Below are 16,684 nucleotides of genomic sequence, written 5' to 3' on the forward strand. Positions count from 1 at the left end.
CGATAGAAAGAAACGTCAGCCTTCGAGCTGGCGTTTTTGTTTTTGTTGAGTAGAGCGATATGATCTGGTCTATCGCAGGTAATAAAAAAGGTTGGCACTGCGCCAACCTTTCTTTCAATTCGCTTTCTCTAAAGTCGAACGTTCGATGCTGTTATTCGAAACAGATCTCGATGAAGGCGTTACCCCATTGAGATGAGAATGGCATAATGATGATCGCACCTTCACACTTGTGACGGATAGTGTGTCCTTTGCCTGATACAACAATCGGTGTTGCCATATCAAAGTCAAAGCCACTTTCAGCAAGGATACGCTTTGCACCACCCGTTACCATGTTCGTGATCTCACCAACCATATCGGTCACTTCTTCGTTTAGACCGTTAGGGCGCTCACCTAGCATGTTCTGCATGATCTCTAGCGCTAGGCCTTCATCAAAGGTGATCGACATTGAACCACGAGATTGTGGGCCCACCATACCGATTAAACCAGAGACATCACCACGAGCGATTTCATCTTTTTTAACTCTAGGTTTCTGTGGCTTCAATTCTAGAGAAGCCATCGTTTTCAGCACATTCATGAGGGAAGCTAAAAACGGGTTTACAAATTCAGCGCGCATAATGTTCTTCTATAATCTTAATCTTTCAGCTCAGTCGAGCAGGCTTGGCAAGTGCCATGAGATTCGATGACGTGATTGGTCAGTCGAAAGCCGTGCTTTTCTGCATTGTTAGCAAGTTGAGCTACTAGGTTATCGTCTTGCAGTTCAATAACGCTGCCACATTTGTCACAGATAAGCAGCTGTGAGAAATGTTTGTGAGCATTACAAGAGCAGCAGCATATAAAGCTGTTTGTTGACTCAACTCGATGAATGAAACCTTGTTCCAACAAAAAGTCTAAAGCGCGATATACAGTAGGTGGTTTGGCCTGAGGTTCACTTTGCTTAAGCTGTTCCAGTAACTCATAAGCACTAGAGGCTTTTTTATTCGCTAAGATAAGCTCAAACACTCGCTTTCTTTGAGGTGTTAGACGAACGCCTCGTGATGCGCATATCCCTTCAACTTGCTCTATTAATGTTTGGTCCAAATTTTTCACCATACAAAGGGACGGTCCTAACTGTTTACTATTTTTGCAGCAAGATCAGTGAGGTGTCCTTAATTTCAATAAAAGTCAGGTACAGAGCGTATTGTGACTTATGGCTTTGAATAAAACAAGGTAACTCAAAATGACTACATGACTCAAGATATAACTGATTATTGACGTCAAAATAGAGGCTCTGTGAATGGGTTGAAATATAAAAGTGTGAGGTAAAGATCATATAGCGTAAACAAGGTATAGCTATTACAATGGCCGACTTCACTTTTGTTGGCTGCGCCAATAAGTACGTTTGACTCGTAATTAGGGTATTTACCATGACACATTCATGTAGACTTTCTGTTGCACCAATGCTCGATTGGACTGATCGTCACTGTCGCTACTTCCATCGCCTGCTGTCTCAGCAGACTCTTCTGTATACGGAAATGGTAACGACAGGCGCAATACTGCATGGTAAAGGTGACTTCCTAGAGTACAGCGAGCAAGAGCACCCTGTGGCGCTACAATTAGGTGGCTCAACCCCAGTTGATTTGGCGGAATGTGCCAAACTTGCTGCAGAGCGTGGTTACGATGAAGTGAACCTTAACGTAGGTTGTCCATCTGATCGTGTTCAAAATGGTCGCTTTGGTGCTTGTCTAATGGCTGAGCCTGAGCTGGTGGCTGATTGTGTATCAGCGATGAAAGAAGTCACCGATATCCCTATCACAGTGAAAACGCGTATCGGCATCGACGAGCAGGATTCATACGAGTTCTTAACTCAGTTTATCTCAACGGTTTCAGAGAAAGGCGGCTGTGAGCAATTTACTATTCACGCTCGTAAAGCTTGGCTGAGTGGCTTGAGCCCGAAAGAGAACCGTGAGATCCCACCGTTAGACTACACACGTGCTTACCAAGTGAAGAAAGATTTCTCTGACTTAGTGATTGCGGTGAATGGCGGCATTACTACTCTAGAGCAGACCAAAGAACATCTGCAGCACTTAGATGGCGTAATGATCGGTCGTGAGGCCTACCATAGCCCATACATTTTGGCTGAAGTGGATCAGCAGATCTTCGGTTTAGATACACCAATCAAGAAACGTTCACAGGTTGTTGAAGAGATGTACCCTTACATTGAGCAAGAGTTGATGAAAGGTGCGAGCCTAGGTCACATCTCTCGTCATATGCTTGGTCTGTTCCAAAGCATGCCGGGTGCCAGACAGTGGCGTCGTTACATCAGTGAGAACGCACACAAGAAAGGTGCAGGTATCGAAGTGATGCAAACGGCACTAGCGAAAATTCCTAAAGAACTGAATGTATAGTCTTTAGGTTTATCACCCCGGCGAAATTTACCACTGTTGGTTATTTTAACCATTTTAAAGAAAACCAAAGCCATGCATGAAAATGTGTGGCTTTTTATTTGTTTGATTTTTAAAGGTTTTATTTTTATCTCGTGTTGGTATGGAAGCTGCAATGAGCAAGGTTAAGAGAAACAGGTCATCATAGGAGACCATTATGTTTGAATTAATCTTTGTTCTTATCTTTGTTGTGACGTTATTGGTAACAGGTATTACTTTTATGACGGTATTGGCAGCAACGGGGCTGGCACTCGTCGTGATGGTCGTATTGGGTATGGTAGGAGCGGTATTAAAACTATTACCTTGGTTGATTGTCATCGCGATTGGTATTTGGTTCTTCAAGAACGTAGTGAACAGCTCTAATCCTCGCCGTTATTAACGGGTTATTGGGCGAAAGTCATGGTAACGTCAAATTTGACCACAACGGATGTTTGTCGCATCCGTTGTGCATATGTGTGGTAGAATTTTACTCATTAGTCTATGAATATACTTAGAATTAGTACAACGTAATGGAACGGGAGTTCTCTCAAATGAATAAAATGCCATTAATTGCTTTAGTGGGAATGTTATCTTTCAGTTCGACAACGTCTGCTCAAGAAGAACCTTTCTACACGGCGAAAGTCGGTGCCGATATGTGGTGGGGAAGTACAAAGCTTAATGAAGTGGGACAAGATGATTCACAATCACCATCTTTGTACTTTGCATTTGAGCACAAGTTCCCAATGTTGCCGAACGCAAGTATTCGTTACACGTCAGTTGATGCAGAAGCATTGGCGTTTGATAAGTATGACTACACTTTTTACTACACACTGCTAGAGCACAAGTTAATGAACTTTGATGCTGGTGTGACCTTCTCTCAGTACTCTGACTCAAACTACGTTGAACCTAAAATGGGCGGTAAGCAAACGGACTTTGATGAGCGGTTGTGGAGTTTCTACGGCAACGCTGAAATTAATGTTCCTGATACTAATTTTGATATCATTGGAACTATGGAGTTTGGTAACAGCAGCGGTATCAAGAGCACGGATCTCATGGCTGGCGTTCAATACCGAATCCCAGTGGCCGGTACACAAGTTGCTCTGCGTGGTGGCTACCGTGTTATCGATCTAGACTCAGATGAATTCTTTACTTCTGATTTAGGTAAGAGCTTCGTTATGGTTGATGGCTGGTTTGCGGGCGCAGAAGTGATTTTCTAATATCGAGGCCGCTAGGCTACATACGATAAGCTGAATTAAATGATATGAAAACGCGACTGAATCTCAGTGGCGTTTTTTGGTTTTGGATATACCAATCTGGAATGAGTTAGTACTCCCATCACTTTTGGGGATTCTTATGCATTGCTTCAATCGACGTCTATTATTAAAAGACACAGTATTGCAGAGTCACAGCAAAGGATGGGATATGACACTCAATGAACTACGCGCACTCTATCGAGAAAATCAGCTGGTGGAAGCTATCATAGAGCCCTCAATCCAAGAAGGGGCTTGGGTTGTGGAGTTTCGACACATGAGCGGCGGCTTTGTACTGTTGACCGATGTTCATGGTGAAGAGTGCCATTATGCCGACCTCGACTTGGCATCAAAGTCCGCAATGGCTGTCGGATTTCAACAGGTTCGCATCGAAAATCAACAACAGTGAATGAACCCATAACGGTTTTTTACTTCCAAAAAGTTATAAAACATACTTTTCTATTCTTTCTTGTTATTAAAAGGAGTGGTTAATCTATCGTCACGCAATGATTAGGGATGTCGTGACCATGTCTTTAAATAAGAAAGAGTCTTCACAGAATAACGCACAAGCAGGTAGCAACGAACTACCGGGCTTAGCTGCACCATTAAATGATCAACAATTAGGTCATCTTCAACAGAGTGTTTCTGAACTTTCACCACAACAGCTTGCTTGGGTAAGTGGTTATCTATGGGGTGTAAGCCAAAACCAACCTTCAGCGGCAGCAGCTCCAATTGCTCAAGCAGCGGCTGTGGTTGCGGCTAAACCTGCTGGTAAGCTAAGCATCATCTTTGCTTCTCAAACGGGTAACGCAAAGGGTGTCGCAGAAGCACTAGAGTCTGAAGCAAAAGCACAAGGCATTGCGGTTGAACTGTTCGACGCGAGTGACTACAAAGGTAAGAACTTAGCAAAAGAAACACACGTTATCTTCGTTGCTTCAACGAACGGGGAGGGCGAAGCTCCTGATAACGCGATTGAACTGCATGAGTTTCTCCAATCGAAGAAAGCACCTAAGTTACCGAACCTGCAATACGGTGTCATCGGTCTCGGTGACTCAAGTTATGAATTCTTCTGCCAAACTGGTAAAGATTTCGATAGCTTCCTATCTAAACTCGGCGCGACGCCATTTATTGATCGTGTTGATCTAGATGTGGATTACGAAGCGCCAGCACAAGAGTGGCGTGCATCAGCACTTGAGAAAGTGAAAGAAGCACTCTCTTCAGGTACTGAAGCTGAGGTGGTTCAACTTCCTGTAGGCCAACAAGCGGCTGGTCATAGCCTTTACACCAAACAGAATCCATACACAGCAACACTATTAACCAGTCAAAAGATCACCGGTCGTGATTCAGGTAAAGACGTTCGTCATATCGAGATCGATTTAGGCGAATCAGGTATTACTTATCAACCGGGTGACGCATTGGGTGTTTGGTTTGAAAACAGCTCAGAACTCGCGAATCAAATTCTAGCGAAAGTAGGTCTTTCTGGGGTAGAGAGTGTTGATGTCGATGGCGAGAGTCTTTCTATTCATAGTGCTCTAGTCAGCAAATATGAGATCACCGCATCGAATCCACAACTCGTAACTAAGTTTGCAGAGTTATCGGGCAGTAAGAAGCTAATTAAGCTGGTGGAAGACAAAGATAAGCTTCGCGAGTACGCAGGTAACACTCAAGTTGTTGATGTTCTCTCAGAGAAGAAAACAAAGCTATCCGCTGATGAATTACTTGGTCTGCTACGTAAGCTAACACCGCGTCTTTACTCCATTGCATCAAGCCAATCTGAAGTTGATGAAGAGGTTCACCTAACAGTAGGTTTAGTGGAATACCAAAAAGGTGATGAGTCTCGTCAAGGTGGCGCATCAAGCTTCTTAGCTCAGCGCTTAGAAGAGGGCGGTGAAGTGAAAGTGTTTGTAGAGAACAACAATAACTTCAAACTTCCTCAAGATGATGCAACGCCGATCATCATGATTGGCCCGGGTACAGGTATCGCACCATTCCGTAGCTTCATTCAAGAGCGTGACAACAATGATGCTGAAGGTAATAGCTGGTTGTTCTTTGGTGACCGTACCTTCACTCAAGACTTTTTATACCAAGTTGAATGGCAGAAGTACTTGAAGTCAGGCGCTCTAACCAAGCTTGATGTGGCATTTAGTCGCGACCAGCAAGAGAAGGTGTATGTTCAAGACCGTCTCATCGAGCAAGCTGAGCAAGTGTGGCAGTGGCTACAAGATGGCGCTTACCTCTATGTATGTGGTGATGCGACTCGTATGGCAAAAGATGTCAACGAAGCGCTGATTACAATCGCACAAGAACAAGGCAAGCAGAGCCGAGAGCAAGCTGAAGAATATATTAACGATCTACGTAAAGCGAAACGTTACCAAAGGGATGTGTACTAATGAGCAAGCAAGTTATAGAGCAAGAAGTATTAGGCCAAGTGCTGGGCCCATTAGCAGACAACGAACGTTTAAAGCGTGAAAGTAATCATCTACGTGGCACCATTGAAGCCGATCTACAAGATCGCGTCACAGGTGGATTTACGGCGGACAACTTCCAACTGATTCGCTTCCACGGTATGTATCAACAAGACGACCGTGATATCCGTAACGAGCGTGCTAAGCAAAAGCTAGAACCGTTGCACAATGTGATGCTGCGTGCACGTATGCCGGGTGGCATCATTACACCAAAGCAGTGGCTAGCAATTGATAAATTCGCGGATGAGAGCACTTCGTATGGTTCTATCCGACTCACTACGCGTCAAACGTTCCAGTTTCACGGTGTATTGAAGCCAAACATCAAGTTGATGCACCAAACGCTAAACAGCATTGGGATTGATTCGATCGCGACAGCGGGTGACGTAAACCGTAACGTACTATGTACGACCAACCCTGTAGAATCAGAGCTTCATCAAGAGGCTTACGAGTGGGCGAAGAAGATCAGTGAGCACCTTTTACCAAAAACGCGTGCTTATGCTGAGATCTGGCTAGATGGCGAGAAACTAGAAACGACCGATGAAGAGCCGATTCTAGGTAGCAACTATCTACCTCGTAAATTCAAAACCACGGTAGTGATCCCGCCACAGAATGATGTGGATGTGCACGCTAATGACTTGAACTTCGTGGCAATTGCAGAAGACGGCAAGCTGGTGGGCTTTAATGTGCTTGTCGGTGGTGGTCTAGCAATGACTCACGGTGATACGTCGACTTATGCACGTAAGGCGGATGACTTTGGTTTTGTACCACTAGCAAACACATTAGATGTTGCAGCAGCGGTTGTAACAACACAACGTGATTGGGGTAACCGTTCTAACCGTAAGAACGCAAAGACCAAGTACACCTTAGACCGTGTTGGTATTGATGTCTTTAAAGCTGAAGTAGAGAGACGTGCAGGGGTGAAGTTCTCTGATAGCCGCCCTTATGAGTTTACTGGTCGAGGCGATCGTATCGGTTGGTCTGAAGGTATCGATGGTAAATTCCACTTAGCACTGTTCATAGAGAATGGCCGTCTACTGGATTTCCCTGGTAAGCCTCTAAAAACAGGTGTTGCTGAAATCGCTAAGATTCATAAAGGCGATTTCCGCATGACAGCAAACCAAAACTTGATCGTTGCAGGTGTGCCAAAGAGTCAAAAAGCCAAAATCGAGAAGCTTGCTCGTGAATATGGTCTGATGGACGATGCAGTAACTGAGCAGCGTAAAAACTCAATGGCATGTGTGGCATTCCCAACTTGTCCATTGGCAATGGCTGAAGCGGAACGTTTCCTTCCTGAGTTTGTGACGGATGTAGAAGGCATTCTTAAGAAGCACGGCTTACCGGAAGATGACAACATTATTCTGCGTATTACAGGTTGTCCAAATGGTTGTGGTCGAGCGATGCTAGCGGAGCTTGGTCTCGTTGGTAAGGCGCCGGGTCGTTACAACATGCATTTAGGTGGTAACCGAGCGGGTACTAGAATTCCTAAGATGTATAAAGAGAACATCACCTCTGCACAAATCCTTCAAGAGATCGATGAGCTGGTGGCTCGTTGGGCAAATGAAAGAGAAGAGGGCGAAGGGTTCGGTGATTTCACTATTCGCGCTGGCATCATTGAAGAAGTGATCATTTCTAAGAGGGATTTACATGCATAATTCTGTGACTTCCAAATTGAAGTTGGCAGATCTGCTTGCATTAACCAAGACGGAGCAAATTCTCCGTCTTTCAGAAATCAATGCTGAGTTAGAGACGCTAACCGCTCAACAAAGAGTTAAGTGGGCACTAGAGAACCTAGAAGGCAATCACGTTGTCTCATCTAGTTTTGGTATTCAAGCGGCGTTAATGCTTCACCTTGTGACCCAAGCGAAACCGGACATCCCAGTGATCTTGACGGACACTGGTTACCTTTTCCCTGAAACGTACCGCTTTATTGATGAGTTAAGTCAGCAACTGACATTAAATCTTCAAGTCTTTAGAGCGAAACAGAGCCCGAATTGGCAAGAAGCGCAATACGGCAAGTTGTGGGAACAAGGTTTAGAAGGGATAGAAAAGTACAACAAGCTAAATAAAGTCGAGCCAATGAGGCGTGCACTGGATGAGCTTGATGCAGGGGTTTGGTTCTCGGGGTTGAGAAGAGAGCAATCTAAGTCTCGTGCAAACCTTCCTATACTCTCTATTCAAAATGGTGTGTTTAAATTCTTGCCTGTCATCGACTGGAGTAATAAAGATGTTCATTATTACTTAGAAGAGCATGGTTTGAGTTATCACCCACTACGAGAAGAAGGCTACCTATCCATTGGTGACACTCACACTACTAAGAAGTGGGAGCCGGGTATGACCGAAGAAGAAACGCGATTTAATGGTTTGAAACGCGAATGTGGTCTTCATGAAGACGATGGTGAGCAATACGGTTCCGGTATTTAGTCCATCTTGTGTTGAAAAAGCTGCTTTTAAGCAGCTTTTTTTATGTTTGTAGAATATGAAAATTACCAATTGTGGATAACTCTGTGGGTAGCTTGTAGTTCGATTGGGGTTAAACTTGCATAAATATGGCTTTGAATGTTATTTCTGCACTCAAGCGTTATTTTTGCAATTTTCTTGAATTAAAGCTTGCCAATGTGAGGAACATCTCTATAATGCCGCCTCACTGACACGGCAGACGCCACAAGGCTTCAGCGAAGAATGTTAGTTCGGCAACTAGCTTAAAGCGATATTTCGCTTCTACTTTTAGAAAGTAGAAATTAATTTTCAAAAAGTGTTTGACACTGAGAATTAAGTCGCTAGAATGGCCGCCTCTTCCGAAGTGATGCAAGTCACAACGAAGAAAAGCTCTTTAACAATTTAAACCTATCAATCTGTGTGGGCACTCGTTGATGAATATCACTAAGTTTGTTTTCGCTTTTAAAAGCAAAGGCAAACAGATTCTTCGGAATCAAAATGATTTCAATGAACTGAGTGACCAATTAAGACTTCGGTCTTAGCACAGTCAATTCACTATCGTTAGATAGAATCAGTATTCATTGAGTCGACAAAATCTTAAATTGAAGAGTTTGATCATGGCTCAGATTGAACGCTGGCGGCAGGCCTAACACATGCAAGTCGAGCGGAAACGAGTTATCTGAACCTTCGGGGAACGATAACGGCGTCGAGCGGCGGACGGGTGAGTAATGCCTAGGAAATTGCCTTGATGTGGGGGATAACCATTGGAAACGATGGCTAATACCGCATGATGCCTACGGGCCAAAGAGGGGGACCTTCGGGCCTCTCGCGTCAAGATATGCCTAGGTGGGATTAGCTAGTTGGTGAGGTAATGGCTCACCAAGGCGACGATCCCTAGCTGGTCTGAGAGGATGATCAGCCACACTGGAACTGAGACACGGTCCAGACTCCTACGGGAGGCAGCAGTGGGGAATATTGCACAATGGGCGCAAGCCTGATGCAGCCATGCCGCGTGTATGAAGAAGGCCTTCGGGTTGTAAAGTACTTTCAGCAGTGAGGAAGGGGGTGTCGTTAATAGCGGCATTTCTTGACGTTAGCTGCAGAAGAAGCACCGGCTAACTCCGTGCCAGCAGCCGCGGTAATACGGAGGGTGCGAGCGTTAATCGGAATTACTGGGCGTAAAGCGCATGCAGGTGGTTTGTTAAGTCAGATGTGAAAGCCCGGGGCTCAACCTCGGAACTGCATTTGAAACTGGCAAACTAGAGTACTGTAGAGGGGGGTAGAATTTCAGGTGTAGCGGTGAAATGCGTAGAGATCTGAAGGAATACCAGTGGCGAAGGCGGCCCCCTGGACAGATACTGACACTCAGATGCGAAAGCGTGGGGAGCAAACAGGATTAGATACCCTGGTAGTCCACGCCGTAAACGATGTCTACTTGGAGGTTGTGGCCTTGAGCCGTGGCTTTCGGAGCTAACGCGTTAAGTAGACCGCCTGGGGAGTACGGTCGCAAGATTAAAACTCAAATGAATTGACGGGGGCCCGCACAAGCGGTGGAGCATGTGGTTTAATTCGATGCAACGCGAAGAACCTTACCTACTCTTGACATCCAGAGAACTTTCCAGAGATGGATTGGTGCCTTCGGGAACTCTGAGACAGGTGCTGCATGGCTGTCGTCAGCTCGTGTTGTGAAATGTTGGGTTAAGTCCCGCAACGAGCGCAACCCTTATCCTTGTTTGCCAGCGAGTCATGTCGGGAACTCCAGGGAGACTGCCGGTGATAAACCGGAGGAAGGTGGGGACGACGTCAAGTCATCATGGCCCTTACGAGTAGGGCTACACACGTGCTACAATGGCGCATACAGAGGGCAGCCAACTTGCGAGAGTGAGCGAATCCCAAAAAGTGCGTCGTAGTCCGGATTGGAGTCTGCAACTCGACTCCATGAAGTCGGAATCGCTAGTAATCGTAGATCAGAATGCTACGGTGAATACGTTCCCGGGCCTTGTACACACCGCCCGTCACACCATGGGAGTGGGCTGCAAAAGAAGTGGGTAGTTTAACCTTCGGGAGGACGCTCACCACTTTGTGGTTCATGACTGGGGTGAAGTCGTAACAAGGTAGCCCTAGGGGAACCTGGGGCTGGATCACCTCCTTATACGAAGATGTTCACGATAAGTGTCCACACAGATTGATACGGTTTAGAAAGTTAAGAGATATCTTAGTGTCCCGTTCGTCTAGAGGCCTAGGACACCGCCCTTTCACGGCGGTAACAGGGGTTCGACTCCCCTACGGGATACCATCTTTAAGTGCATTTTTAATAGTGCTTTTAAAAATGGTTACTTCATTAAGAAGTGATTAGCTCTTTAACAATTTGGAAAGCTGACTGATTTAAATAACAGAGTTATTTAAATCAAATTAAAAGTTCTCAATGTTTACTTTTCGAAGTAAACACAACACAAACACATTCAAGTGTCTTGTATTCGAATCAATGTTTACATTGATTCACCATTGAGTCCGGCAAACATGTAATAAGAATTAACCCTTCTTATTACAACCAAAAACCTTGGTTGCTAGTTTGTCTTTACTGCCATTTTTCTTCACTTTTTAAAGTGAAATCAAATAAGCAAGTGAAAGCAAACAGTCATCAACTCGAAACTTCTTCGGGTTGTATGGTTAAGTGACTAAGCGTACACGGTGGATGCCTTGGCAGTCAGAGGCGATGAAGGACGTATTAACTTGCGATAAGCCCAGATTAGGTAGTAAAAACCTTTTGAGTCTGGGATTTCCGAATGGGGAAACCCACTTACATAAGTAAGTATCTTGTTGTGAATACATAGCAACAAGAGGCAAACCGGGGGAACTGAAACATCTAAGTACCCCGAGGAAGAGAAATCAACCGAGATTCCGAAAGTAGCGGCGAGCGAAATTGGATTAGCCCTTAAGCTTTTAATGATGCAGGTGAAGGCTCTGGAAAGTGCCGCAATAAAGGGTGATAGCCCCGTAACCGACACATCATAATCAGTGAAATCGAGTAGGGCGGGACACGTGATATCCTGTCTGAATATGGGGGGACCATCCTCCAAGGCTAAATACTACTGACTGACCGATAGTGAACCAGTACCGTGAGGGAAAGGCGAAAAGAACCCCTGTGAGGGGAGTGAAATAGAACCTGAAACCGTGTACGTACAAGCAGTAGGAGCACCTTCGTGGTGTGACTGCGTACCTTTTGTATAATGGGTCAGCGACTTATATTCAGTGGCAAGGTTAACCGTTTAGGGGAGCCGTAGGGAAACCGAGTCTTAACTGGGCGTTCAGTCTCTGGATATAGACCCGAAACCAGGTGATCTAGCCATGGGCAGGTTGAAGGTTGAGTAACATCAACTGGAGGACCGAACCGACTAATGTTGAAAAATTAGCGGATGACTTGTGGCTAGGGGTGAAAGGCCAATCAAACCTGGAGATAGCTGGTTCTCCCCGAAAGCTATTTAGGTAGCGCCTCGGACGAATACTACTGGGGGTAGAGCACTGTTAAGGCTAGGGGGTCATCCCGACTTACCAACCCTTTGCAAACTCCGAATACCAGTAAGTACTATCCGGGAGACACACGGCGGGTGCTAACGTCCGTCGTGGAGAGGGAAACAACCCAGACCGCCAGCTAAGGTCCCAAAGTATAGCTAAGTGGGAAACGATGTGGGAAGGCTCAGACAGCCAGGATGTTGGCTTAGAAGCAGCCATCATTTAAAGAAAGCGTAATAGCTCACTGGTCGAGTCGGCCTGCGCGGAAGATGTAACGGGGCTAAGCTATACACCGAAGCTGCGGCTGCACACTTTAGTGTGCGGGGTAGGGGAGCGTTCTGTAAGCCGTTGAAGGTGGTCTGTAAGGGCTGCTGGAGGTATCAGAAGTGCGAATGCTGACATGAGTAACGATAAAGGGAGTGAAAAACTCCCTCGCCGGAAGACCAAGGGTTCCTGTCCAACGTTAATCGGGGCAGGGTAAGTCGACCCCTAAGGCGAGGCCGAAAGGCGTAGTCGATGGGAAACGGGTTAATATTCCCGTACTTCTTACAATTGCGATGGGGGGACGGAGAAGGCTAGGTGGGCCTGGCGACGGTTGTCCAGGTTCAAGTACGTAGGCGGAAGGTTTAGGTAAATCCGGACTTTCTTAACGCTGAGATACGATGTCGAGCCACTACGGTGGTGAAGTCATTGATGCCATGCTTCCAGGAAAAGCCTCTAAGCTTCAGATTGTAAGGAATCGTACCCCAAACCGACACAGGTGGTCGGGTAGAGAATACCAAGGCGCTTGAGAGAACTCGGGTGAAGGAACTAGGCAAAATGGTACCGTAACTTCGGGAGAAGGTACGCTCTTATCGGTGAAGTCCCTCGCGGATGGAGCTGACGAGAGTCGCAGATACCAGGTGGCTGCAACTGTTTATTAAAAACACAGCACTGTGCAAAATCGTAAGATGACGTATACGGTGTGACGCCTGCCCGGTGCCGGAAGGTTAATTGATGGGGTTAGACTTCGGTCGAAGCTCTTGATCGAAGCCCCGGTAAACGGCGGCCGTAACTATAACGGTCCTAAGGTAGCGAAATTCCTTGTCGGGTAAGTTCCGACCTGCACGAATGGCGTAATGATGGCCACGCTGTCTCCACCCGAGACTCAGTGAAATTGAAATCGCTGTGAAGATGCAGTGTACCCGCGGCTAGACGGAAAGACCCCGTGAACCTTTACTACAGCTTGGCACTGAACATTGACCCTACATGTGTAGGATAGGTGGGAGACTTTGAAACCGCGTCGCTAGATGTGGTGGAGTCGTCCTTGAAATACCACCCTTGTAGTGTTGATGTTCTAACGTTGGTCCCTGAATCGGGATTACGGACAGTGCCTGGTGGGTAGTTTGACTGGGGCGGTCTCCTCCCAAAGAGTAACGGAGGAGCACGAAGGTGGGCTAATCACGGTTGGACATCGTGAGGTTAGTGCAATGGCATAAGCCCGCTTGACTGCGAGAATGACAATTCGAGCAGGTGCGAAAGCAGGTCATAGTGATCCGGTGGTTCTGAATGGAAGGGCCATCGCTCAACGGATAAAAGGTACTCCGGGGATAACAGGCTGATACCGCCCAAGAGTTCATATCGACGGCGGTGTTTGGCACCTCGATGTCGGCTCATCACATCCTGGGGCTGAAGTCGGTCCCAAGGGTATGGCTGTTCGCCATTTAAAGTGGTACGCGAGCTGGGTTTAGAACGTCGTGAGACAGTTCGGTCCCTATCTGCCGTGGGCGTTGGAAGATTGAAGGGGGCTGCTCCTAGTACGAGAGGACCGGAGTGGACGAACCTCTGGTGTTCGGGTTGTCATGCCAATGGCATTGCCCGGTAGCTAAGTTCGGAATCGATAACCGCTGAAAGCATCTAAGCGGGAAGCGAGCCCTGAGATGAGTCTTCCCTGGCGCTTTAAGCGTCCTAAAGGGTTGTTCAAGACTAGAACGTTGATAGGCAGGGTGTGTAAGCGCTGTGAGGCGTTGAGCTAACCTGTACTAATTGCCCGTGAGGCTTAACCATACAACACCCAAGGGGTTTTGATGGACTCAAGATATACAAACGCTTGAATGAGTTTGAAGAGAACAAGAAACAGCTTTCCGAATTATTTTACCTTTAGCTTTTTAAAAGCTGAAAGTAATAAAAGAATTTGCTTGGCGACCATAGCGTTGTGGACCCACCTGATTCCATGCCGAACTCAGAAGTGAAACGCAATAGCGCCGATGGTAGTGTGGGGCTTCCCCATGTGAGAGTAGGACATCGCCAGGCTCCTATTTATTTTCACTTTTTTGAAAAGTGAAGACAAAAAGTTCGACTTGTCTCAATGAGACGAGTCAATATAGGATTTTAAGTAAAAAACTTAGAGTTTTATGTTGACTTACAGAGTCAATCGCGTATTATACGCATCCGCTTCAACGCTAAGGCGTTGATAGCAAAGCTCTTTAACAATTTAAACCTATCAATCTGTGTGGGCACTCGTTGATGAATATCACTAAGTTTGTTTTCGCTTTTAAAAGCAAAGGCAAACAGATTCTTCGGAATCAAAATGATTTCAATGAACTGAGTGACCAATTAAGACTTCGGTCTTAGCACAGTCAATTCACTATCGTTAGATAGAATCAGTATTCATTGAGTCGACAAAATCTTAAATTGAAGAGTTTGATCATGGCTCAGATTGAACGCTGGCGGCAGGCCTAACACATGCAAGTCGAGCGGAAACGAGTTATCTGAACCTTCGGGGAACGATAACGGCGTCGAGCGGCGGACGGGTGAGTAATGCCTAGGAAATTGCCTTGATGTGGGGGATAACCATTGGAAACGATGGCTAATACCGCATGATGCCTACGGGCCAAAGAGGGGGACCTTCGGGCCTCTCGCGTCAAGATATGCCTAGGTGGGATTAGCTAGTTGGTGAGGTAATGGCTCACCAAGGCGACGATCCCTAGCTGGTCTGAGAGGATGATCAGCCACACTGGAACTGAGACACGGTCCAGACTCCTACGGGAGGCAGCAGTGGGGAATATTGCACAATGGGCGCAAGCCTGATGCAGCCATGCCGCGTGTATGAAGAAGGCCTTCGGGTTGTAAAGTACTTTCAGCAGTGAGGAAGGGGGTGTCGTTAATAGCGGCATTTCTTGACGTTAGCTGCAGAAGAAGCACCGGCTAACTCCGTGCCAGCAGCCGCGGTAATACGGAGGGTGCGAGCGTTAATCGGAATTACTGGGCGTAAAGCGCATGCAGGTGGTTTGTTAAGTCAGATGTGAAAGCCCGGGGCTCAACCTCGGAACTGCATTTGAAACTGGCAAACTAGAGTACTGTAGAGGGGGGTAGAATTTCAGGTGTAGCGGTGAAATGCGTAGAGATCTGAAGGAATACCAGTGGCGAAGGCGGCCCCCTGGACAGATACTGACACTCAGATGCGAAAGCGTGGGGAGCAAACAGGATTAGATACCCTGGTAGTCCACGCCGTAAACGATGTCTACTTGGAGGTTGTGGCCTTGAGCCGTGGCTTTCGGAGCTAACGCGTTAAGTAGACCGCCTGGGGAGTACGGTCGCAAGATTAAAACTCAAATGAATTGACGGGGGCCCGCACAAGCGGTGGAGCATGTGGTTTAATTCGATGCAACGCGAAGAACCTTACCTACTCTTGACATCCAGAGAACTTTCCAGAGATGGATTGGTGCCTTCGGGAACTCTGAGACAGGTGCTGCATGGCTGTCGTCAGCTCGTGTTGTGAAATGTTGGGTTAAGTCCCGCAACGAGCGCAACCCTTATCCTTGTTTGCCAGCGAGTCATGTCGGGAACTCCAGGGAGACTGCCGGTGATAAACCGGAGGAAGGTGGGGACGACGTCAAGTCATCATGGCCCTTACGAGTAGGGCTACACACGTGCTACAATGGCGCATACAGAGGGCAGCCAACTCGCGAGAGTGAGCGAATCCCAAAAAGTGCGTCGTAGTCCGGATTGGAGTCTGCAACTCGACTCCATGAAGTCGGAATCGCTAGTAATCGTAGATCAGAATGCTACGGTGAATACGTTCCCGGGCCTTGTACACACCGCCCGTCACACCATGGGAGTGGGCTGCAAAAGAAGTGGGTAGTTTAACCTTCGGGAGGACGCTCACCACTTTGTGGTTCATGACTGGGGTGAAGTCGTAACAAGGTAGCCCTAGGGGAACCTGGGGCTGGATCACCTCCTTATACGAAGATATTCACGATAAGTGTCCACACAGATTGATACGGTTTAGAAAGTTAAGAGACGATATTGGGTCTGTAGCTCAGCTGGTTAGAGCGCTCGCCTGATAAGCGGGAGGTCGGTGGTTCAAGTCCACTCAGACCCACCACTATCTTTTCCCAGAGATAGCGGTCAATATCGATTTCGTTGGGGCTATAGCTCAGCTGGGAGAGCGCCTGCCTTGCACGCAGGAGGTCAGCAGTTCGATCCTGCTTAGCTCCACCATCTTTAAGCGCATTAGCGATAGTGCTTTTAAACATGGTTTCATTAAGAAATCTGCTCTTTAACAATTTGGAAAGCTGACTGATTTAAATAACAAAGTTATTTAAATCAAATTAAAAGTTCTCAATGTTTATCTGTTCTT

General features: G+C 46.6%; 9 protein-coding genes, 3 tRNA genes and 4 rRNA genes. 14 read left to right on the forward strand and 2 right to left on the reverse strand.

The window, feature by feature from the left end:
- Positions 1–151: 151 nt before the first annotated feature.
- The gene (locus tag vsple_RS01470) at positions 152–613 is read right to left on the reverse strand and encodes a chemotaxis protein CheX (RefSeq protein WP_032549890.1); all 462 of its coding nucleotides are present in this window, start codon (positions 611–613) and stop codon (positions 152–154) included.
- A gap of 17 nt (positions 614–630) precedes the next feature.
- Entirely contained in the window at positions 631–1,089 is a 459-nt protein-coding gene (gene zur / locus vsple_RS01475; RefSeq protein WP_255231583.1) for a zinc uptake transcriptional repressor Zur, read from the reverse strand.
- Positions 1,090–1,403: 314 nt separating this feature from the next.
- On the opposite strand from zur, the gene dusA reads away from it, so the two are divergent.
- The 14 genes from dusA (at position 1,404) to vsple_RS01545 (ending at position 16,545) form a co-directional block, all read left to right on the forward strand.
- Entirely contained in the window at positions 1,404–2,384 is a 981-nt protein-coding gene (dusA, locus tag vsple_RS01480; RefSeq protein WP_261882480.1) for a tRNA dihydrouridine(20/20a) synthase DusA, read from the forward strand.
- A 193-nt stretch (positions 2,385–2,577) separates the two neighbouring features.
- On the forward strand, positions 2,578–2,799 hold the full coding sequence (gene pspG / locus vsple_RS01485; protein WP_261882481.1) for an envelope stress response protein PspG: 222 nt from the start codon (positions 2,578–2,580) through the stop codon (positions 2,797–2,799).
- A gap of 151 nt (positions 2,800–2,950) precedes the next feature.
- Positions 2,951–3,616, forward strand: coding sequence for a TIGR04219 family outer membrane beta-barrel protein (locus tag vsple_RS01490; protein WP_261882482.1), 666 nt, complete (start codon positions 2,951–2,953; stop codon positions 3,614–3,616).
- A 205-nt stretch (positions 3,617–3,821) separates the two neighbouring features.
- Positions 3,822–4,058, forward strand: coding sequence for a hypothetical protein (locus vsple_RS01495; protein WP_255231579.1), 237 nt, complete (start codon positions 3,822–3,824; stop codon positions 4,056–4,058).
- A gap of 118 nt (positions 4,059–4,176) precedes the next feature.
- Positions 4,177–6,039, forward strand: a complete 1,863-nt coding sequence (locus tag vsple_RS01500; protein ID WP_261882483.1) for an assimilatory sulfite reductase (NADPH) flavoprotein subunit — start codon at positions 4,177–4,179, stop codon at positions 6,037–6,039.
- Positions 6,039–7,766, forward strand: coding sequence for an assimilatory sulfite reductase (NADPH) hemoprotein subunit (gene cysI / locus vsple_RS01505; RefSeq protein WP_261882484.1), 1,728 nt, complete (start codon positions 6,039–6,041; stop codon positions 7,764–7,766). Before vsple_RS01500 ends, cysI begins: the two co-directional genes overlap by 1 nt.
- Positions 7,759–8,535 carry a phosphoadenylyl-sulfate reductase gene (locus tag vsple_RS01510; RefSeq protein ID WP_150872900.1) on the forward strand — a complete coding sequence of 259 codons (777 nt, stop codon included), beginning with the start codon at positions 7,759–7,761 and terminating at the stop codon, positions 8,533–8,535. The genes cysI and vsple_RS01510 overlap by 8 nt, the downstream gene beginning before the upstream one ends.
- A gap of 614 nt (positions 8,536–9,149) precedes the next feature.
- A 16S ribosomal RNA gene (locus tag vsple_RS01515) occupies positions 9,150–10,702 on the forward strand.
- Positions 10,703–10,770: 68 nt separating this feature from the next.
- Positions 10,771–10,846, forward strand: a tRNA-Glu gene (locus vsple_RS01520).
- 372 nt (positions 10,847–11,218) lie between these two features.
- Positions 11,219–14,109: ribosomal RNA gene (locus vsple_RS01525) — 23S ribosomal RNA — on the forward strand.
- A gap of 130 nt (positions 14,110–14,239) precedes the next feature.
- Positions 14,240–14,355: ribosomal RNA gene (rrf, locus tag vsple_RS01530) — 5S ribosomal RNA — on the forward strand.
- A gap of 378 nt (positions 14,356–14,733) precedes the next feature.
- A 16S ribosomal RNA gene (locus vsple_RS01535) occupies positions 14,734–16,286 on the forward strand.
- The 16S, 23S and 5S rRNA genes sit together here with 3 tRNA genes alongside, the layout of an rRNA operon.
- A 66-nt stretch (positions 16,287–16,352) precedes the next feature.
- Positions 16,353–16,429 (forward strand) — tRNA-Ile (locus vsple_RS01540).
- A gap of 40 nt (positions 16,430–16,469) precedes the next feature.
- A tRNA-Ala gene (locus vsple_RS01545) sits at positions 16,470–16,545 on the forward strand.
- Positions 16,546–16,684 lie beyond the last annotated feature (139 nt).

The organism is Vibrio pelagius (assembly GCF_024347575.1).
Taxonomy (GTDB): Bacteria; Pseudomonadota; Gammaproteobacteria; order Enterobacterales; family Vibrionaceae; genus Vibrio; species Vibrio pelagius.